The sequence below is a fragment of the Candidatus Nitrotoga arctica genome (assembly GCF_918378365.1).
In the GTDB taxonomy this organism is placed as follows: domain Bacteria; phylum Pseudomonadota; class Gammaproteobacteria; order Burkholderiales; family Gallionellaceae; genus Nitrotoga; species Nitrotoga arctica.
Genome location: NZ_OU912926.1, coordinates 801,306 through 821,892, shown reverse-complemented (window position 1 = coordinate 821,892; position 20,587 = coordinate 801,306). Strand labels below are relative to the sequence as shown.

At 53.3% G+C, this 20,587-nt stretch carries 10 protein-coding genes; 2 read left to right on the top strand and 8 right to left on the bottom strand.

The genetic code is table 11. From position 1 onward, the window contains the following. Window positions 1-209: 209 nt before the first annotated feature. From serS to MKZ32_RS03675, 8 genes are all read right to left on the bottom strand, one after another. The gene (gene serS / locus MKZ32_RS03710; RefSeq protein WP_239796032.1) at window positions 210-1,616 is read right to left on the bottom strand and encodes a serine--tRNA ligase; all 1,407 of its coding nucleotides are present in this window, start codon (window positions 1,614-1,616) and stop codon (window positions 210-212) included. 46 nt (window positions 1,617-1,662) lie between these two features. Beyond that, window positions 1,663-2,991: a replication-associated recombination protein A gene (locus MKZ32_RS03705; protein WP_239796031.1), complete on the bottom strand. Its 1,329-nt coding sequence runs from the start codon at window positions 2,989-2,991 to the stop codon at window positions 1,663-1,665. Window positions 2,992-3,047: 56 nt separating this feature from the next. Further along, window positions 3,048-3,659: an outer membrane lipoprotein periplasmic chaperone LolA gene (gene lolA / locus MKZ32_RS03700; protein ID WP_239796030.1), complete on the bottom strand. Its 612-nt coding sequence runs from the start codon at window positions 3,657-3,659 to the stop codon at window positions 3,048-3,050. A gap of 65 nt (window positions 3,660-3,724) precedes the next feature. Then, on the bottom strand, window positions 3,725-6,007 hold the full coding sequence (locus MKZ32_RS03695) for a DNA translocase FtsK (RefSeq protein WP_239798089.1): 2,283 nt from the start codon (window positions 6,005-6,007) through the stop codon (window positions 3,725-3,727). A gap of 189 nt (window positions 6,008-6,196) precedes the next feature. Then, a complete protein-coding gene (gene bioD / locus MKZ32_RS03690; protein WP_239796029.1) occupies window positions 6,197-6,865 on the bottom strand; it encodes a dethiobiotin synthase in 669 nt (222 codons plus the stop codon). A gap of 451 nt (window positions 6,866-7,316) precedes the next feature. After that, window positions 7,317-8,144 (bottom strand): CsgG/HfaB family protein, encoded by an 828-nt coding sequence (locus tag MKZ32_RS03685; RefSeq protein ID WP_239796028.1) that lies wholly within the window; start codon window positions 8,142-8,144, stop codon window positions 7,317-7,319. A 244-nt stretch (window positions 8,145-8,388) separates the two neighbouring features. Then, the gene (locus MKZ32_RS03680) at window positions 8,389-9,276 is read right to left on the bottom strand and encodes a hypothetical protein (RefSeq protein WP_239796027.1); all 888 of its coding nucleotides are present in this window, start codon (window positions 9,274-9,276) and stop codon (window positions 8,389-8,391) included. Between the two features lie 523 nt (window positions 9,277-9,799). Continuing rightward, the gene (locus MKZ32_RS03675) at window positions 9,800-10,852 is read right to left on the bottom strand and encodes an IS110 family RNA-guided transposase (protein ID WP_239796026.1); all 1,053 of its coding nucleotides are present in this window, start codon (window positions 10,850-10,852) and stop codon (window positions 9,800-9,802) included. Between the two features lie 719 nt (window positions 10,853-11,571). On the opposite strand from MKZ32_RS03675, the gene MKZ32_RS03670 reads away from it, so the two are divergent. Together MKZ32_RS03670 and MKZ32_RS03665 are read left to right on the top strand one after the other, a co-directional pair. Continuing rightward, window positions 11,572-19,479 carry a SpvB/TcaC N-terminal domain-containing protein gene (locus tag MKZ32_RS03670; RefSeq protein WP_239796025.1) on the top strand — a complete coding sequence of 2,636 codons (7,908 nt, stop codon included), beginning with the start codon at window positions 11,572-11,574 and terminating at the stop codon, window positions 19,477-19,479. Between the two features lie 522 nt (window positions 19,480-20,001). After that, window positions 20,002-20,535 carry an REP-associated tyrosine transposase gene (locus MKZ32_RS03665; protein WP_239796024.1) on the top strand — a complete coding sequence of 178 codons (534 nt, stop codon included), beginning with the start codon at window positions 20,002-20,004 and terminating at the stop codon, window positions 20,533-20,535. Window positions 20,536-20,587 lie beyond the last annotated feature (52 nt).

Below are 20,587 nucleotides of genomic sequence, written 5' to 3'. Positions count from 1 at the left end.
CTCATACAACAACGCCTACCTTTCAGGTAGACACATTTTTTAAAATATACATTACAACATTTTAAATTTTCAAAACTTTTCAGTATAGCTCGACAAGGCGAGAAAGCGTAGCACCATCCACCGGATAAGTGGCGTATCCACCTCTTGGTATCACCTTCTCCCACCTCTTCGATAGGTAGATCACATCATCCTCATTGCGACAATGATCATCACGACGCCCTGATATATTCCAGTTTTCCCATATAAGGCCGTAACACCTCAGGTACAGCAATACTCCCATCGGCTTGTTGGTAATTCTCCAGGAGAGCGACCAATGTACGCCCTACCGCAAGACCAGAACCGTTTACGGTATGCAGCAATTCTGGCCTTCCCTGTTCATTTCGGAAGCGCGCCTGCATACGCCGTGCCTGGAAGGCTTCAAAATTGGAGCATGAAGAAATCTCGCGGTAGGCGTTCTGGGCCGGCAACCAAACTTCAATATCGTAAGTCATTGCGGCAGAAAAACCCATATCACCGGTGCACAGTTTCATTACCCGGTATGGCAAAGCCAGTTTTTGCAAAATCGTTTCGGCATGTGCTAACAATTGTTCCAGCGCGTCATAGGATTGCTCAGGATGCACAATCTGTACCAACTCCACCTTGTCAAATTGATGCTGACGGATCATGCCACGCGTATCGCGCCCGTAGGAACCGGCCTCGCTGCGAAAGCAGGGGGTATGCGCCACAAACTTCAGCGGCAGTTTCTCTAGCGGAGTGATGCTGTCACGCACCATGTTGGTCACCGGCACTTCGGCAGTGGGAATCAAATAGAACCCTCCTTGAGCCGAATACCAATCATCAAACCAATGCACAACATCTTCAAAGCTTCTTTTATCAATCGCCTCTTTTAGCCCATCCAATCCATCGGGGAAGTCAAGCCTTCCCACGGTATTGGAAGATCCTGCGGGGGCCTGCTTTAATCGAAACAAATCCTCCTCGAATTTCGGCAACTGCCCGGTGCCGCGCATGGAGTCTGCATTCACCAGATACGGCACATAAACTTCCGTGTAGCCGTGCTGCTCGGTGTGAGTATCCAGCATGAACTGCGCCAGCGCCCGGTGCAACCGCGCCAGCGGCCCTTTCAGCAGCGAGAAACGCGCGCCGCTGATCTTGGCTGCGGTATCGAAATCCAACCCACCCACGTCCTCGCCCAAACTGACGTGATCCTTAACTTCAAAATCAAATTCAGGCGGTGATCCTACGCTGCGCATTTCAACATTGTCGGCCTCTGATTTACCTACAGGCACACTGATGTGCGGTATGTTAGGAATGACTGAGAGGAAAGCCTGCAAATCTTGCTGTATATGCTCAAGTTGCGCCTCAAGTTCCTTAAGCTCATCGCCCAAGCCGACCACCTCCGCCATGATGGCCGACACATCCTCGCCCTTGGCCTTGCCCATACCAATCTGTTTGGAGGTAGCATTGCGCTTGGCTTGTAGCTCTTGCGTGCGTGTTTGAATTGTTTTACGCGCACTCTCCAGCTGTCCGAATCGAGTCGTATCCAGCGGGTAACCCCGTGTTACCAGGCGTGCCGCCACACCGTCCAAATCATTGCGTAATGCCTGTAGATCTAACATGCTCCCCTCCAACGCGATGTAACCTTTATGTGGTTACATGCTGTAATCATTTTTCATTTCTCTTTGCCGCAGCATCCAGCTCACGGAGGTGGGCTAGTTTTTCTGCGATTTTCGCTTCCAGGCCTCGGTCAGCAGGCTGGTAAAAATTTACCTCCGGCAACCCTTCCGGAAAATAATTTTCACCTGCTGCATAGCCTTCCACTTCATTGTGTGCGTAACGATAGTCCTTGCCGTAATCAAGCTGTTTCATCAATTTGGTTGGCGCATTGCGCAGATGCAACGGTACCGGACGCGACCCATCTTGGGCGACCAAGGCACGGGCGGCATTATACGCGACATAACCCGCATTCGACTTGGCCGCAGCTGCCAGGTATAGCACCGCTTGCGCCAATGCCAGCTCGCCTTCCGGCGAGCCCAGTTGCTCGTAAGTCTGGGCGGCATTCAGCGTTAATTGAATCGCTCGCGGATCGGCCAAACCAATATCTTCCCATGCCATACGCACAATGCGTCGCGCCAGATAACGCGGATCGGCACCGCCATCCAGCATACGCACCAGCCAATACAGAGCGGCATCGGGATTGGAACCCCGCACCGATTTATGCAAGGCGGAGATCTGATCATAGAATGCTTCGCCACCCTTATCGAAACGACGCAGGTTCTGCGCCAAAGCGTTATCCAGGAAGTCGGCATCGATGCGCGTAATATGTGCGGTCTGAGCGGCGGTTTGCAACTGCTCAAGCACGTTGAGCAAGCGGCGCGCATCGCCATCGGCATAGCCGACGATGCGTTCACGTACCGCATCGTCAAATTCCAAATCCGGCAAGGCAAGCTGTTGCGTGCGTGTGAACAGTTGATTCAATTCCGCCTCGGACAAGGCCTGCAGCACATAAACCTGGGCACGTGACAACAACGCGCTAATCACTTCAAATGAAGGGTTTTCGGTGGTCGCGCCAATGAAGGTGACCAAGCCCTGTTCAACGAAAGGCAGGAACGCATCCTGCTGCGATTTATTGAAGCGATGTACCTCGTCCACAAACAAAATAGTGTGGCGCCCGCTCTGCTGCAAGGTGTGCTGCGCTTGCGCAATAGCATCGCGAATGTCCTTCACCCCGGACAGTACCGCTGATAGCGGTACGAACTCGGCATCAAACGCCGAGGCCATGAGCCTGGCCAAGGTGGTCTTGCCCACTCCAGGTGGCCCCCACAGAATCATGGAATGCAGCTTGCCGGATTCAAACGCCAAACGCAGTGGCCTGCCCGGACCCAGCAGATGGGATTGCCCGATCACCTCGTCGATGTGCTTGGGGCGCAGACGCTCGGCCAAAGGCGCGGCGGGTGCAGGAGAATCGAACAGGTTATCGCGAGTGGGGAACATAATCCGGAAATAACAAAATGATCTTATTCCCCGAATAAGCCAAGTCGGGGAAAAACTTATTCACCCAATACGTCCGCCCCTTTAGGCGGCACAAACTTGAACAACTGCGGTGATAGTTTCGGGTTGCGTTGCAGCTTCGAAAAACGAAGCACGGTGGTGTGGCCAAAGGCATCTTGCAATTCCATGACCATTAGCTCGGATTGCGCGTTAAACGCCATGAGAATTTTCTCAAAGCTGGTGTCCTGAGCGCGGGGCGTAGCTTGCAGCCATTCCAGGCTATCCTTGGTTCCATTGTCTTTCAACTCAAAACCGCGCTCAATTTCATTGCTACCGGACAGGAGGGCCGCCGGGCTACTGCCCAACGCAGCATCTATTTTTTTCACTGTGACCTGATTAAGTTCCACATCATGCAACCAGAATTTTTTCCCATCGCCCACGATCAATTGTTCAAAAGGCTTCTGATAGACCCAGCGAAATTTTCCGGGTCGTACAAACTGCATGGTGCCGGAAGCCGACTGAATGCGCTTGCCACTTTTATCCAAAACTTCTTGAGTAAAATTGGCCTGTGCTGAATGCGTAGACGCAATGAAATTTTTCAGTTTATCGGTGGCTCCGGCATACGCTGAAAGAGGCAAAACAAAAAATAAAAAAATAAAAAACTTGAACATGTGGAATTCCTCTCTACATTGACCTCTCCTGTCGGGAGATGTTAGGTGGGTTTGAATTTAACTGCTTACTCCTGCCTGGCAGGTGCAATCACTTCACGGTTGCCGTTACTCTGCATGGGCGTCACCACCCCGGCGCGCTCCATCTGTTCTACCAAACGCGCGGCACGATTGTAGCCAATACGCAAATGGCGCTGCACCAGCGAGATAGAAGCGCGGCGCGATTTCAGCACGATGTCCACCGCCTGATCATATAGTGCATCGGCTTCTACACTTCCTCCGCTTTCGACTTCACCGCCCGCTTCAAGTTCATCCAACGAAGTTAGCACGCCTTCGACATATTGCGGTACCCCGAGCGCCTTGAGATATTCTGCGACGCGGTGCACTTCCTGGTCGGAAACGAAGGCACCATGCACTCGCTGCGGGTAGCCGGTGCCAGGTGGTAAATAAAGCATGTCGCCTTGGCCAAGCAATGCCTCCGCACCCATCTGATCAAGGATGGTGCGCGAATCGATCTTGCTGGATACCTGGAACGCCACGCGAGTGGGCACGTTAGCCTTGATCAAGCCTGTGATAACGTCCACCGAGGGACGTTGCGTCGCCAATACCAAGTGAATACCGGAGGCACGCGCCTTCTGCGCCAGACGCGCAATCAACACCTCGACCTTCTTGCCTACTACCATCATCAGGTCGGCCAACTCGTCGATAAACACCACGATGAACGGTAATTCTTCCGCCGCTTCGGGGTTATCCGGAGTAAGCGTAAATGGATTGGTCAGCGGATGATCCGCCTTAATGGCATCGCGCACCTTCTGGTTATAACCGGCAATGTTGCGCACACCAAGGGACGACATCAGACGATAACGCTTGTCCATTTCCTGCACGCACCAGTTGAGCGCAGACGCAGCTTGGCGCATGTCAGTCACCACGGGAGCTAACAGATGCGGGATGCCTTCATACACGGACAGTTCAAGCATCTTGGGATCAACCAGCAGCAGCCGTACCTGTTGCGGCGTGGCCTTGTAGAGCAGGCTCAGAATCATGGCATTGATCGCCACCGACTTGCCGGAACCGGTGGTACCTGCAACCAAAACATGCGGCATCTTGCCCAGATCAGCAACTACGGGTTTGCCGGAAATATCCTTGCCCATTGCCATAGTGAGCGGCGAATTCATGCCCGCGTAATCCTGCGAACTGAGAATTTCGGACAACCTCACCATCTGCCGCTTCGGATTGGGCAATTCCAGCGCCATGTAGGATTTTCCCGGAATGGTTTCCACCACGCGAATGCTGACCACTGACAGTGCACGCGCCAAGTCTCTCACCAGACTGGTGATCTGACTGCCCTTGACCCCCACTGCAGGCTCGATCTCGTAGCGCGTAATGACCGGCCCCGGATAGGCCGCCACCACTTTCACTTCCACACAGAAATCCTTAAGTTTGCGTTCAATCAAACGTGAAGTAAATTCCAGCGTGTCAGCAGACAACATTTCAACTTCATGCACCGGCTGATCCAGCAAATGCAGCGGTGGCAGCGGTGAATCAGGCATGTCCGGAAACAATGGCGCCTGTTTCTCTTCCGACACGCGCGCAGACTGTCGCACTTCAATCAGGGGCTGCTCGATATAAATCGGCAGATGGTTCTCTACACGTTTTTTTTCTTCTTCCACCACCACCTGACGCTCATTCAATGATTGTGCACCAACACGCTTGTCCTGCCAGGTCAGCCAAGCGTTCTGCGTCCAGAAATAAAAAGCTTCAAGAGCTGCCCCTGATCGATCAGTAAACCGCAGCCACGACAGTCCACTAAACAAACTAAACCCGATGGCCATCAACACCAGCAGAAACAAGGTGGCACCGGTAAATCCCAGCAAGTGCGCCAACCCGTCACCCAGCACCATGCCCAGCATACCGCCTGGCGCGAGTGGCAGTGCGGCCTTCAGGGTATGCAGCCGCAGCGCTTCCAATGAACTGCTGGCCAGCAATAACACGACAAAGCCGATCAGCGCTACCCATAAGGCACGGCGATCGAACAGGCTGTTTTGCGATATGCCGCGATAGTCCACCCATATCTGCTGCAACAGGAATGCAATCCACCACCAGGCAGAAAGACCGAATACATACAGCAGCACATCCGCCAGCCAAGCACCAAATACGCCGCCCGAATTATGTGGCACAGCATTGCTGGCACTATTCGACCAGGCAGGATCGTTCCGATCATAACCATACAGGATGAGGATTAAATAAATTACCACCGCAACCAGCAGCAACAAGCGCGATTCGCGCAGCAATGCAGCCAACCGACCTGATAGCGGAGAAGTTTTTTCAAGCCTGCTACTCAATAACGCCATAGTGCGTTCATACCCCATTTTTTGACTATCACATCTTACAGCGAGATGAAAACCTTCTCGGCTCAAGATATCCTGGCGCGCCATGTGCAGTAACAATTTTTAGCCTGCGCATGCAATTCGGCCCACAGGCCATGCTGCTTCTGAAGGAATAACAATTTCATTACAGCCTCTCAACTCTGAACTGAACCGCTATATTTCCTCAAGCAATTCGAATTTGAGTTGCAAGGCCACCATCCTCGCATCCGGCTGCGGCTGCCAAGGTACCACGCCAAGCAGCGGTGCGACCAAACGTTGCTGCAACGCCACAATATTGGCTTGTAGCGCGAGCATATCGGCATCCAGCACATTGGCCACCCATCCGGCACATTTTAATCCACATGCCTCAATCGCGCTTGCTGTCAGCAGCGCATGGTTGAGACAGCCCAAACGCATGCCCACCACCAAAATAACAGGCAAACCCAATTGCAGAGCCAGATCGGCGATGTCTTGATTGTTATTCAGCGGCACTCTGAACCCTCCCGCGCCTTCTATGATCACCATATCCGCTTGTGATGCCAACTCGTGATAGGACGTCAGGATGCGTGCGAAATCGATGCGCACACCTGCATTCCGCGCAGCAATGTGCGGCGCGATAGCATCTAAAAAACTATAGGGATTGATCTGGCCATAGCTCACCAGTACATTGCTGGCCGCCTGCAATTGTTTCACATCCTGATTATGCCCGTTGTCGTCACACCCCACCGCCACCGGCTTCATGCCGACTACGCGCTGTCCTTGCGCAGCAAAAGCGTACAGCAGTGCACAACTGATCAGCGTCTTGCCGACTCCAGTATCAGTGCCTGTTATAAAATAACTCATTCCTGTCTCTTAATCTCCAGGTTTCCTGCACTCAGGTTGGGGTAATTCGATGCATAACAGGCTGGCGCTGATAAATCAACTGCCACAGGAGGGTCATAATAACTGGTTCCAGCGAGATCTATTAGGGCTGCAATTAATGATGAGGGCAAGAAGCTTAACCATCACGTTCACCTATAACCAAAGAATGAGTGTGGTAACTGTGTCAAGCTCGAAACCGAAATGAAGCTGCCTGACGTATTATCAGGCGGCGGTGTAACGCACGTTGATTCTTCCCTGCGTAATGCAAAAAGGGACGCATTTTGTATTACGCTATTTAGTATTTCTGTATTACTAACACCTTATCTCTTTAATTTTACATAGCGTTAATTTATGCACATCGCAACCTGAATAGATCGCAATGTGCATGTAGAAAACTTATTTTAGAATAATTTTCCTAGTACAAATTTATTTCCTAACTTCCTCCGCCCTGAACACCAAGGTGACCGCCCGTTCCAAGCCCGCCTTTAACCTCTTGTGCTTTGTAAGCACGCACGGCTTTCACCAGATTATTGTAGGAATCGGTAAAGGCGGCAACGATAACCTTTCCTTCTGCAGTGTTGGAATAACCTCCACCTGCCCCACCAAGCGCACTTCCGAATAAGCCACCCATGAATCCAAAGTCCATATTGCGCGAACTACCCTCAGCGGCAGCTAACTGAACGCCAGAACGGTTATCTACCAAGGTCAACATGGTGCTGGATTCTTTGGCAGAAATACTGCTGCCCAATAAAGCGCCAAATGACCCCATAAGACCACCAATAGCAGCACCCGCACCGCCGGCATTCGTGTTACTGAAAGTGATGGAAGGACTCATAGAAAAGTCAGCCGCTACCATTTGCCCTTTTTGGAACTTAGAGTTATTGCGCAATTCTCCCGATTCCGCCAGTGCACGTTCGCCCATCATATTACCCATCGCACGCCCCCGGTCTACAATCACAAAGCAGTTAGACTGTTGAACAAGCATCTTAAGTACGGGAGTAGTGGATCCTAGTTTCATTTGCCCAGTTAAGATGCCATACCATGGGGCATTGGTATCCTCGACGACTGCCAAGGTACCCAACGATTCAGTGCATTTTTCAAGCTTGCTGTTGGCATTCTGTGATGTTGCGCCACCCGCAGAGCCTGTGGCAGTTGTTTTCGCTTCCTGAGACCCCATCTGCATGTTGGCACAACCCGCCAGGAAAATAGAAACAACCGCTACAGTGGTTGTACGGCAGAAATTAAAAGAAACAGTCTTCATAATTTACCTCCCCTTAATTTTTTTGTATTATTGAATGTTAGGTAAATACTTTGTTATTACAAATATTTACTCATTATGGATGCAACTGATAAAACTTTAAAAATTATACTACAGCTTCATAGCGGTACGAGGTACCCTGAATTGACGTTGGATTCATATGTAGTCCCTTCTAATGAGACTAAGCGTAAGCCGTAGCCAGCCTCCTGTATTCGTAACCCACTCGCCTCGTAATTTTCGCCACAAATCAATGTAACGATGTAGCGTTAATGCTAACCATCTGATCAAACCGAGATTTAAGCTTCTGACCTATCGTTTGCCATTGTGCAATGTATTGGCTGGGCAGTTCATACCTCAGATAGAAAACCGTCTTTTTTACGGACTTAGATAGCGCCACTTCCGGCGCAGGACTATAAGAGGTTTCAACTACGCAAATTGGAAATGCACTGTGAAAAAAATTCTCATCAACACACCGGATACGCACCAGTTCGTCCGTAGGGTGATCATGGCTAAAGAATATATCTGCCTTGCCTGATGGGTCGTAGTAATGCAACATCCCGGGCAATTTCGGCAAATCGGGTTGCCGCTGCAATCTCTCGAAAAAATATTTAAAGTAATAATCCCACGGTCTCATATGCGCAATAGAAGCGTGCATGTTTTGTCCCCATGCTAATTTTTCAAATTGCGCTAGATTCTCATCACTTACCGGAGAAAGCTCCGGCAATATGGCATCAATTTTGATGAAATCTACAATTGGCCTTTTCTTACCTTCAATCTGCCCTTGCGGCACACTTCCCCAGCCGTGTAATTGCGGGTTGTACCCATTAAAGTTATATACAAGCGGTACATCAAAATTAACGCCATCCATACTTACGCGAATACTGATTTTTTTAGCCTCTTCCAGTCTGATAACCTTCCGTTGAGGGATAGTCGATTGCTTTGTCGTTCCTCGATAAAAAATAGTCTCCGCCCATACTGGCAGCTGTTGCCATGTCACCGCGGTGATCACAGCAACGGTGAAACTTCCCCACAGCAACGGATTTTTGCCACGCATTCTTGCCGCTTTGGCCGCAAAGAAACCCAGCAAAATAATACTTAATATAATAGGAAATAATCCAATTTTGAATACCATCATCAATTTCGCCTGGCAAATTTTCAGATAACTATTACATATGATTAATGCGGTGCTAACGTGCGTGCCCTTTTTGCACATCCGAATTGAACGCCAAGTTAGCGCGTTCACACCGATGAGCAAAAAACGCTAAGCCAAGCGCATAACTTGCAGCCAAACCTATCATTATCACCCCACACCATAAGGAAATCGGCAGGAGATACAAAGCGTCACTCCCATCGGTGGTAATGAGGTATACCCACTCGTCGAGAGCCATACTCAGCCCTGCCCCAAAAGCTATAGCCGCTACGTCAAGTTTTCAACTATTACCATGAAACAGGACAAGAGGCAAACCCGCGAATGTAATTAAGCAAACCAATAAAAAGATGGTGAATATTGTATGTACCAACATAAAGATTGCTGCCCGGGGAAAAGTGCAAATACACTCGCAACGCTACAAAAGTCAGGAGCAGCGCCACAACTACCCATATAACCCACCTGTAATTCAAACTCACTTGGATAACTCCTCTAAGTTTGCGCATTAGCGTCAAAAATCACTGAATGCCGCAGCCGCTCGATAAATTGCCTTATTACTGATCCGGCACGAATTGAACTTGACTGCCGTTCGTGCTGAGATTCTATGGTTCGCGTCAAGCATTTTTGTAATCCTTTCCGGGTCGAAAGTTGAATGGTAATGATGAATAGACCAGGCTGCGCGGGCGATTTTGCGGGCGATGATTACCAGTGCTGCGGTAGTGCCCCAGCCTTGGGCGCGGTAATGCTCATAGATAGGTTTCCAAGCTTTGGATTTGGCGGCGGCCATTGCAGCGTTAAACAGCAGGCGACGCAACTCGGCGGGGCCGCGTTTGGATAGGCGCCTGCGGCCAATTTTGTTGCCGGAGTCGTTGGCTCTCGGGTCGAAGCCAGTGAATGCGACGAATGCATCCGCATTGCGGAAAGGCACGCGCTCCATCGTATTGGTCAGCGCCATGCCCACCACGGGGCCGACACCTGCAATGGTTTGCAAACGCTGTTGCGCTTCCTTGTGTTGCGGGGAATGCGCCGCAATCGCGGTCATGGTGGAATCGATCTTGGCAATCAGGGCATCAAGCTTGTTCGAGACAGCTTTGAGTTCGGTGGTAAAGCCACTCAGGTTGCTCATCGTCAGCGTGAGCGAGCTTTTGATGCGAACGATATTGGCGCGCCGCCGGATCATGCGATCCAGCTTGCGCTGGTCGGCTGTAGGGGGTGCGTAAGGGCGTAAGCGCGTATGTTCTTGAGCGATGAGACGGGCGATCAGTTCGGCATCCACTCGGTCTGTTTTGGCGCGGTTACCCATGGCGCGGGCATAGTGCTTGGTATCCAACGGATTGAGCAGGAATACGACATGGCCTTGCGCGTGTGCCAGATCGGCCAGTAATTCGTGATAGCCGCCCGTGGATTCCAGGCCGATGCGGCTGCCTGTGGGCAGAGATTTCAGCCATGCCAGCAAAGGAGTGCGCTGGTTTGTAACACTGTGAGTAGAAAAACTTTGCGCGGCGCAAGCCACAACGACTGCGTCTTTGGCAACATCCACACCTATGTTCGGAAAGGTTTGCATGATAGTAGCCTCCAGAAGTAAAGTAACAACGCTGGAGTGGCACACACCTACGTTAGCTTGCGTTCAAATCGGCGGTCAATGCACAGCCGCTAAATTCTTCATCGACGTTCGGGGTGTGGGTGGGAGAGTTCTCACTAAGTCTGTCCGCTGCACGGCAGAGGCTTGTCGATGTCCCTCCACCCCGGCTCCTTCCAGTCTCTCAAGAAGGAGCCAGAAACACCATACAAGCTTGTCGAAGCATAAGAAGCCATTCACATTTCGACAAGCTCAATGCGAACGACTTCTTGGATAAACAGTGCCGGATCAATAGGCAATTTTTTACTCCGGTACATAATATTTTACCTCGATATTGTGACCATCAGAATTGGGAAGAAAAGCGTAACCACCTAAACCGCCCTCACGTCTGCTCTACGCGGATGTAACCGAATGGAAGCACTGTCCTCCAGGAGGTTGCCATATATATATCTATTGTCGTATGACACGTTTCCCTCACTGCGTAAATGCGGGTTTACATCATGTACATCGAAGTAAGGCCAGGAGCAATAAAAATTTTAATACGCCGCATATTTTAAGGATTTTTCTTAATCAAAAATAAGCAATTTGCTTATTTTATTGTTATGACGGTTACCCCACAATGCGGCTAATGGCTACCGTAGTTCGGTACAGTGCACCTAATCAATCTAAGCACCTAACCAATCTAAAAAATTGGCGAAGGGAACATGATGCAAGAACAAAAACCGTCATCCGGCGACAAGCAAAGCCAGTCGGACGACAAGTTTGCGGTAAACGCACCGCAAGTCTCGCTTCCCAAAGGTGGCGGCGCCATCCGGGGCATGGGCGAAAAATTCACGGCGAATCCCGTTACCGGCACCGGTTCCCTGAGCGTGCCAATTGCCACCTCACCTGGGCGCGCCGGTTTTGGCCCCCAGTTGGGTCTTTCATACGATTCTGGTGCCGGCAACGGTCCGTTTGGTATTGGCTGGAGTTTGTCCTTGCCTGCTATCACACGCAAGACGGACAAGGGCTTGCCACAGTACCGGGACGCCGAAGAGTCCGACGTCTTTATCCTCTCTGGGGCCGAGGATCTGGTGCCGGTCTACAAAAGGAACCCCGATGGCAGCTGGACTCACGACCCACAAGGAAATCTGATTTACGACGAAGATTCGCGCAACGGCTATTTGGTCAAACGCTACCGGCCCCGCATCGAGGGACTGTTCGCCCGCATCGAACGCTGGACGCGCATCGCCGACGGCGATACCCATTGGCGCTCAATCTCTAAGGACAATATCCTCACTGTCTATGGCAGCACGTCCGAATCGCGCATTGCCGACCCAGCCAACCCAGATCATGTCTTCAGTTGGTTGATCTGCCAGAGCTATGACGACAAGGGCAACGCAATTGTTTACGCGTATGTTGCCGAGAACGATGACAACGTCGATCTCTCCCATGTCAACGAGCGCAATCGCGTGCGCTCGGCAAACCGCTACCTGAAAACCATCCGCTATGGAAACCGGCAGCCGCTGCTTGTCGACCCGACCCAGCCCAGTTTCCGTCAGACCCACGTACCTGCGCCAGATTTCAACAACGCGGGCTGGATGTTCGAGGTCGTTTTCGACTACGGCGAGGGTCATTATCAGGAAATGCCAGCGGATGCGGATGGCCGGACTTTCGCGACGGCTACGCTAAAGCCACCCATCGGCGGAACGTGGTCGACGCGCCTCGATCCGTTCTCTACCTACCGGTCTTGCTTTGAGGTACGTAGCTACCGCCTGTGTCGGCGGGTGCTTATGTTCCATCACTTCCCGGACGAGTTGGGTATCGACGACTATCTGGTACGCTCCACCGAGTTTGCTTACCAGGAAAAGCCCAACGGCTCTTTCATTACTCAGGCGCTACAGTCTGGTTTCAAACGGATTGTTAAGCCCACTCCGCGCTACCTCAAGCGTTCATTGCCCCCTCTTGAGTTTGAATATTCGGTCAGCCCGCTCGACGACCTGACCTACGACCAACTTCCGCTGCAGGAAGTCGATGAACTGAGTCTGCAGAACCTCCCATCCGGCATCGACAGCAGCAGTTATCGATGGGTCGATCTGGACGGAGAAGGCATCTCAGGTGTGTTCAGCGAACAGGCCGACGCATGGTTTTACAAACCCAACCTTGGCGAAGGCCAGTTCGGTCCGGTTGAATGTGTGTCGCCCCGGCCCTCGCTGGCTGCGCTAAGCCGCGGACGGCAACAGCTCCTCGACCTCGCGGGCGATGGCAACCTCGATCTGGTCGATTTCGAGGCACCGACACCAGGATTCTTTTCGCGTACCGAGGATGCCGGCTGGGACCGTTTCCGCACCTTCCTCAGTCTACCGAACATTGACTGGCAGGATCCAAACCTGCGCTTCGTAGACCTGACCGGTGATGGTCATGCCGATATCCTTGTGACAGATGATCAGGTTTTCGCTACTTGGCATGAGTCCTATGCGGAGGACGGATTCGGATCAGCCCTCCATGTGCCACTCGCGGTCGACGAGGAAGATGGGCCGCGCATGGTCTTCGCCGATGGAACGCAGTCTATCTATCTCGCCGACATGTCCGGCGATGGTCTGTCCGATTTGGTGCGGATACAGGTGAGCGAAGTCTGCTATTGGCCCAACCTCGGCTATGGCCGCTTCGGTGCGAAGGTCACGCTGGACAATGCACCCTGGTTCGACGATCCCACTTCCTTCGACCAGCGTCGTGTGCATCTCACCGATACCGACGGCTCCGGTCCCACCGATATCGTATATCTGGGTCGTGACGGTGTGCGTATCTATCTTAATCAACATGGCAACAGCCTGTCCCAAGCGCGACTACTGAACCGGGTACCGCGCACCGATAATTTAACAGCGGTCTCCGTGGTTGATTTTCTTGGGCGAGGAACGGCCTGTCTGCTTTGGTCGTCTTCCTTATCGGGTGATACTCGTCGATCCTTGCGCTATCTGGATCTAATGGGCGGCATCAAGCCACATTTGCTCACGACGGTGCGCAACAACCTTGGCGCCGAAACGCACATTGAATACGCATCGTCCACGCATTTCTACCTTGAAGACAAGGCCGCCGGAACGCCTTGGATCACGCGTCTACCCTTCCCAGTCCACGTCGTGACTCGGACCGAGACCCGCGATCTCATCAGCGGCAATCGTTTCGTTACGCGTTCTGCCTACCACCACGGTTATTTCGATGGCATCGAGCGAGAGTTCCGCGGCTTTGGCCGCGTCGATCAATGGGATACCGAAGAGTTTGGCGTTCTGTCTCAAGTTGCTACACCAGCCACCAACCTCAATGCCGCCTTCCATGTGCCGCCCACGCTCACCAAGACATGGTTTCATACCGGCGCCTACTTTGCCGGCGCGCGCATTTCGCGTTACCTCGAAGACGAGTATTACCGCGAAGGTGACCCCGGCCAGCCCGGTAGCGAACTGAGCCTGACTCAGCGCGAGGCGATGCTGCTCGACGACACCGTGCTTCCATCAGGCCTCGCAATCGGAGAAACCCGTGAAGCCATTCGCTCGCTCAAGGGCGCAATCTTACGGCAGGAGATTTACGCGCTCGACGACAAGGACGCGTCCGACCGGCCGTATTCCGTCTCCGAGCGCAACTACACCATTCAGGCCATGCAACCGCGCGGCGCGAACCGCCATTCCATCATCTTCACCCACGCGCGCGAGACCATCGACTTTCATTACGAGCGCAAGCTGTTTCCGGTCTTGAACGGCCAGATTGTCGATGCGGTAACGGCGGCCTCGAATTCAGGCACCCAATGGCTGGCCGATCCCCGTGTCACGCACAGCATGACCTTGGACGTGGACGACTACGGCAACGTGCGCCAGTCCGTAGCGATTGCCTATGGCCGCCGCTTCGACGATACCGACCCGGTGCAGACCGATGCCGACCGCAAAAAACAGAAGCAGCTTTTCGTGACACTCACCGAAGTCAGCTTTACCAACGCCGTCCTTGCCGTCGACGCGTATCGCACCCCGCTACCGGCCGAGGCACAGACTTACGAGTTGATCAAGCTGCGTCCGGCCTCACAACAACCCGACATCACCAACCTGTTCCGCTTCGATGAACTGCTTGCCCTCGTCGCTCAGGCGGGTGATGGCGCACACGATCTTCCCTACGAGGATATCAAGGCTACCCGTGCAATGGGTGCCGGTGTCTACCGGCGCCCCATCGAAGACCTGCGAACCCGCTACCGCAGCAACAACCTGAGCCAATTGCTCCCGTTGCGGACTTTGCAGGCGTTGGCCTTGCCGGGCGAGAGCTACAAGCTGGCCCTTACGCCGGGGCTATTGAGCACCGTTTACCAGCGACCGCACGCTAGCCTGGCGACGGAAAATCTGCTGCCCAATCCAGGCACGGTTCTTCTGGCGGACACCAGCCTGGCGTCCGACCGTGGCGGCTATGTCGATCTCGATGGCGATGGCCGCTGGTGGATTCCTTCGGGGCGCATGTTCTTCCATCCGACCGAAACTGCCACCGCCGCAGATGAGCTGGTGGAAGCCACCGGCCACTTCTTCCTGCCGCGGCGCTTCCGCAATCCGTTTACGCACAGCAGCTTTGTGGATTATGAGAACGATCTCTTTCCCGCAAAAACCCGCGACGCACTCGGCAACACCATTGAAGCACTGCATGACTACCGGGTCTTGCAGGCAAAGCAACTGACCGACCCTAATGGCAATCGCTCTTTCGCGGCCTTCGATGCATTCGGCCTGGCGGTCGCCACGGCGGTTCGTGGTAAAAGCAGCGAGACGCTTGGCGATTCGCTGGACGATTTCGACGACTTCGATGCCGACCCCGCCTTGGCTCAACTACAGAACTTTGTCGCGCGTCCCGCCGACCTCAAGGCAGCGCTGCTCAAAAGCGCCACCAGCCGCTTCGTCTACGACCTCGATCGCTACCGCCGCTGCGGCGAACCGCCCTTCGCCGCCACGCTGGTGCGCGAAACCCATGTCAGCGATGCGGTGTCGCCCAAAGACTTGCAGATTCAGGTCAGCTTCGCGTATTCCGACGGCTTCGGGCGAGAACTTCAATCGAAGATTCAAGCCGAGCCGGATGATGCACCGATCCGCGCCAAGAACGTACTGCTGACTAGCGGCGATGTCAGCCCCGGCGCCTTGACGCTCAACAACGGCGTGCCCGTGTTGGGCGCAGCGAATCCCCGCTGGGTCGGCAAGGGCCGCACCGTTTACAACAACAAAGGCAAACCGGTCAAACAGTACGAGTCGTTCTTCAGCAGCACACAGCTGTATGAAGCCGAACCGGAGATGACCGATACCGGCGTTACGCCGATCCTGTTCTACGATCCCGTGGAACGGGTGGTCGCCACATTACATCCGAATCACACCTACGAGAAAGTCGTCTTCGATCCCTGGCGGCAAGAAACCTGGGACGTGAACGACACGGTGACACTATCCGACCCCAAAGCCGATCCCGATGTCGGCGAATTCTTTCAGCTTCTCCCCGCTGCGGACTATCTGCCCACCTGGTATGACCAGCGACGCAACGGGCAGAAGGGCCCGGACGAAAAGGCCGCAGCAGACAAAGCAGCCGCCCACGCCGCAACGCCCACCGTGGCCTGGTTCGACACGCTGGGTCGCCCCATGCTGACGGTCGCCGACAACGGCAAAGATGCCAGCGGCGCGGTGCAGAAATATGCCACCCGTGTGACGCTGGACATCGAAGGCAATCAGCGCGAAGTCAAAGATGCCAACAACCGCATCGTCATGCGCTACGACTACGACATGCTCGGCAACCGCATCCATCAATCCAGCATGGAGGCAGGCCGGCGCTGGATGCTGAACGATGTCACCGGCAAGCCGATCCGCAGTTGGGATAGCCGTGATCACAGGTTGCGCACCGAATACGACGAGCTGCGCCGCCCCTTGCGCTCGTTCGTCATTGGCGCCGATGTGCTGAACCCAGCGCGCGAAATCCGCTTCGAGGACACCGTCTATGGCGAAGCCGCCGGTAGCGGGCTGACTGCCGCCCAGATCCTGCAAGCCAATCTACGCGGCAAGCCTTACAAGCACTACGACACTGCCGGTGTCGTGATCAGCGAGGCGCATGACTTCAAGGGCAACCTGTTGCGCGGCATCCGGCAACTTGTACAGGACTACAAGACCACACCGGATTGGTCGCAGAATCCACAGCCTGTTCTGGAAACAGAAATCTTCGCCAGCAGCACCCGCTATGACGCGCTCAATCGGCCGATCCAGATGACTGCGCCGCACAGCAACCAAGCCAACAGCAAGATCAACGTCATCCGCCCAGGCTACAACGAGGCCAATTTACTGGAACGTATGGATGCCTGGCTGGGGCAAGCCGCCGAACCGAACGTCTTGCTTGATCCTGCGTCGGCCAATCTACATGCCGTCGCCAACATCGACTACGACGCCAAGGGACAACGCACTCGGATCGAATACGGCAACGGCGCGCTGACCAAGTATGCCTATGACGACCAAACCTTCCGCCTGATCCATCTGAAGACCAGCCGCGCGGCCGCGCCCCCGGGAAGCGCGATATTCCAGGACTTGTTCTACACCTACGACCCCGCCGGCAACATCACCCATATTCGCGACGACGCGCAGCAGAAGATTATTTTCAATGGTCAAGTCGTACCGCCACAGTGCGATTACGCCTACGACGCTATCTACCGGCTGATCAACGCAACCGGCCGCGAGCACATCGGTCAACTCGCGCAGCCGCAAACCAGCTGGAACGATGAGTTCCGCGTCAATTTGCCCCAACCCGGCGACGGCAAGGCGATGCGCAACTACACCGAGCAATATCTGTATGACGCGGTCGGCAATTTCGAAAAACTGATCCATCAGGCCGCCACTGGCAACTGGACGCGCGCCTATGCCTATAACGAAGCGAGCCTGATCGAGGCCGCCAAGAAGAGCAATCGTCTGAGCAGTACGACCGTAGGCCCGACGGCAGAGCCCTACAGCTACGATGCCCACGGCAATATGACCGGTATGCCGCATCTCACATTGATGCAGTGGGATTTCAGAGATCAGTTGAGCGCGACGTCGCGCCAGGTCGTCAATGCGACTCCGCCACCGGACAAAGTGCCGGAGACAACCTTCTATGTGTACGACTCCAGCGGGCAGCGCTTACGCAAGATCATCGAGCGGCAGAATGGGTCGCGCAAGGCAGAGCGGATTTATCTTGGGGGGTTCGAGATTTATCGGGAGTTCGACGGCAATGGCACTGGCATTACGCTTGAACGCGAGACGCTGCATGTTATGGATGATAAGCAGCGTATTGCTTTGGTGGAGACCCTTACTCAAGGCAACGACGGCTCACCGCCACAACTCATCCGCTATCAGTTCGGCAATCACCTGGGGTCGGCCAGTTTGGAGTTGGATGACAAGGGCAGCGTTATTTCTTATGAGGAGTACACGCCGTACGGCAGCACCTCGTATCAGGCGGTGGATCAGAGTATTAAAGCGGCAGCGAAACGGTACCGGTATACGGGGAAGGAGCGGGATGAGGAGACGGGGTTTACGTATCACGGAGCAAGGTATTACGCGGCGTGGCTTGGTAGGTGGATTTCGACTGATCCCTTGGGAATCGCCGACGGCGCAAATGTGTACATGTATGTATCCGACAACCCGGTTCGACTAGTCGATCCTAGTGGGCACTCTGGATTGAAGTTCGTTTCTGGCGGTGCTACTGCGGATAGCAGCGAAGCCGACTTGATGTCGGCGACCTACGAGATGGCGAACAGAACCAAAACGGAATTGCACGACTATTTTGGTATCGCGACGGACATGGCTCATACAACAGGACAACTGGATGATCCTGGCGGTTGCAACCCAGGAACTGCCGGGGCCAAGGAAATCAGGCTCACACTGTCTGATCCGCAGGCACAGGCAAAGGCAAAAGATGCCCTAAAGACACGACTGACGGAGTCAGTCAAGCGCTCGAACTCAACCCTTCCTGCTGCTGACATTTCGAAACTCGTTGACGAAAAACTAAAAAAGACGGAGGCCGTAAGAAACTATCTGCTGGAAGCCTTGAAGGGGGACGTTACCGTCACGGCACAAACGCAGTTGAACGGAAAGACGCTAATGGGCTTCTTTACAAAGAATGTCGCAATCGGTGGGGCTGGAGTAACCAAGTCTCCTGACATCGTCGCCAATCCGTACACATTTTCTGTAAAAGATAGCGGCCACTTGACGGATGCAATGCAGTCGAGTTCTTCACGCGCGAAAGCTGCGTTAGGTCCAACCACGCAATTGCTCCACGAGCTCGTTCACAAGCAGCAGAAGTTTATTAGTGGCAAGCCATTTGGTGATGTCGACAGATTGAGCTTGGGCAAAGACGCATTCAATGAGGAAGTGGAAGTGACCAAAGACGTTGATAAAGCGTTGGAAGGAATCGACTCTCTAGTGGCGCCGAGACATTGGTATGGAACTGGTACGGCGCTGCTTCACGGCCGCGAGATCAAAGTAAATCAAGGCACTCCTGGCTCGACTTATGTTCTCGATCCCAACGGCGAAAATTACGACTTGTCTTACAAAGATCTCACTGGGAAGGAGTGGATGCGATGGCCAACGGACAGCCAGCTGAAAACTGGAAGGAAATAGCCTGAATGCGAGCGAACGGTGCAGGGCGAACCAGGTAGAAAGTGCAAGGAATGACTTAGGGAGACGCTGATTAATTCAAAGTTTCGCGGAATTTCGAGCGTAACAAATTGATTCTTAAATATGTTAAATTTTTAAACGCGAATTAATCAGCGCTTCCTTAGCTAAGGAGAGTAGAAATGAAACAGAAAACAAGGGCTCCCGTCAGCGACTCGGTTTTTCGCGAAGTCTACGACTCACCGGCATCGCTGCCGGGTCGTCACCGGTGGCTGACGAACGATCGAAATCAATGGGGTCACCGCGCGTACGGCGCAATAAGTACCGCGTACGGCGCAATGACGTAGGGTGCAATAGCGTGAGCGTATTGCACCGAAGGTGAAGGGAAGCGGTGAATATTCCATTACTGCGCAATCTGCTTTACGTATGGCTGGGGAATTGAAATTGGCGGAATACGCTATCGCTATTCCTCCCTACGAAATAACGAAATGGATGGGGAATGGCATGCCGGATTATTGACGTTATCGCGTGGCAGGTGGAACGTATTTCTTTACCGTTAACTTATTGGAGCGTTACCCCAACGATTTGCTGGTTCGACATATTGACTTGCTGCGTTCTGTGGTGACTAAGGTACGACAAAAACGACCCTTTCATATCGATGCCTGGGTGGTATTGCCTGACCACCTGCATTGCGTGTGGACATTGCCGCCCGGCGATGATGATTTTTCCAACCGCTGGCGCTTGATCAAACAAAGATTTTCGAAAGCCTTGCCCATTACCGAGCGGCGTTCAAAGGTGCGCATCGCATGCGGTGAACGCGGCCTGTGGCAACGCCGGTTTTGGGAACATGTGATTCGCGATGACCGTGATTATGCGACACACATTGATTATTGCCACATCAATCCGCTCAAACACGGTTACGTACAACAGGTTGCGGATTGGCCTTACTCGACCTTCCATCGTTACGTCGAACGCGGCCTTTATCCTTTGCATTGGGCTGGCAAAGGCGAAACAACCGATGGCCTTGAGTTGGAAGAATATCGCGACAATTGCTTGAGATGAAAAGAAAAAAATCCGCATGACTGCGGGGCAACAAAAAATCTGAACACTACAA

Excerpts from the sequence above, each read along its gene's own strand:
- serS (WP_239796032.1), bottom strand. The coding sequence starts at position 1,616 with ATGTTAGATCTACAGGCATTACGCAATGATTTGGACGGTGTGGCGGCA.
- MKZ32_RS03705 (WP_239796031.1), bottom strand. The coding sequence starts at position 2,991 with ATGTTCCCCACTCGCGATAACCTGTTCGATTCTCCTGCACCCGCCGCG.
- lolA (WP_239796030.1), bottom strand. The coding sequence starts at position 3,659 with ATGTTCAAGTTTTTTATTTTTTTATTTTTTGTTTTGCCTCTTTCAGCG.
- MKZ32_RS03695 (WP_239798089.1), bottom strand. The coding sequence starts at position 6,007 with ATGGCGTTATTGAGTAGCAGGCTTGAAAAAACTTCTCCGCTATCAGGT.
- bioD (WP_239796029.1), bottom strand. The coding sequence starts at position 6,865 with ATGAGTTATTTTATAACAGGCACTGATACTGGAGTCGGCAAGACGCTG.
- MKZ32_RS03685 (WP_239796028.1), bottom strand. The coding sequence starts at position 8,144 with ATGAAGACTGTTTCTTTTAATTTCTGCCGTACAACCACTGTAGCGGTT.
- MKZ32_RS03680 (WP_239796027.1), bottom strand. The coding sequence starts at position 9,276 with ATGATGGTATTCAAAATTGGATTATTTCCTATTATATTAAGTATTATT.
- MKZ32_RS03675 (WP_239796026.1), bottom strand. The coding sequence starts at position 10,852 with ATGCAAACCTTTCCGAACATAGGTGTGGATGTTGCCAAAGACGCAGTC.
- MKZ32_RS03670 (WP_239796025.1), top strand. The coding sequence starts at position 11,572 with ATGATGCAAGAACAAAAACCGTCATCCGGCGACAAGCAAAGCCAGTCG.